This window comes from uncultured Psychroserpens sp. (assembly GCF_947494225.1).
In the GTDB taxonomy this organism is placed as follows: Bacteria; Bacteroidota; Bacteroidia; order Flavobacteriales; family Flavobacteriaceae; genus Psychroserpens.
On sequence record NZ_CANLUG010000022.1, the window covers coordinates 1 to 908 of the forward strand.

Below are 908 nucleotides of genomic sequence, written 5' to 3' on the forward strand. Positions count from 1 at the left end.
GTTGGCATATAACTACCATCTGTTGCTCCTACAATCTCTACGCCATTAAAAAACCATACAAAACTATAGGTTGGACTACTTAGTCCTGTATCTAAAACTGGAGCGTTAAGAACCTCACTACCGTTAGTGTCTACACATAAAATATAGCTGTCCTCTAAATCAAATACCGGTTGTGGATTAACTTGTAATGTTAATGGTGCTACAGCATAACAAATAGAGGTATCCATACCTGCTCCATCTGGTGTATCATTGTCTACTCGTGCCCAAATCACTTGTGGATTTACTAAGTTCTCATACAATAGCGGTAATGGATTAACGCCTAATTCTGCATCCGCCTCACTTGCATAGTAACTTACAATATAGTTCGCTGGATCTTGCCCATCGAGAATCAAATCGTTCTGTGTAGATAAATCAAACTGTGCACTATTGTTACTCGGATCGTTATCATCATCCATCTCATCATCACAAATCTCGTATAATATCGCCTCCATATCACTATTAGCTTCTGCTGCCTCTTGAACCTCTACATTAAAACTAGGGGTGCTTATTGAGCAACCAGTAGTGTTATTTGTAATCGCTACAAATATCTGTTGCGGGTTGGTTACATTCGTATATGGACTTACTAAAGCGTTCATAAGATCATCCGCATCCTGCTGAGTGGCATGATACGTTACTGTAAATAACGTTGGATCTTGACCATTTAGTACTTCTGCATCTTTTGTCGTTAAATCAAAATCATAAATACCATCATTGTTTAACTCACAGGCTATAAAATCTGTAACAGCTACAACATCTGGTAACGGATTAACTATTAATGTAAAGTTTACAATCGTAAAACAACCTGTTATATCATTTGTAACGCGTACATAAATCACCTGTGGCGTACTCGTATTGGTGTACATCGTTGG

The 908-nt window shown here is 38.0% G+C and carries 1 pseudogene; it reads right to left on the reverse strand.

Features of this window, described 5'->3' with window-relative positions:
• Window positions 1–908: pseudogene (locus Q0893_RS19475) on the reverse strand (hypothetical protein); the annotation flags it as partial.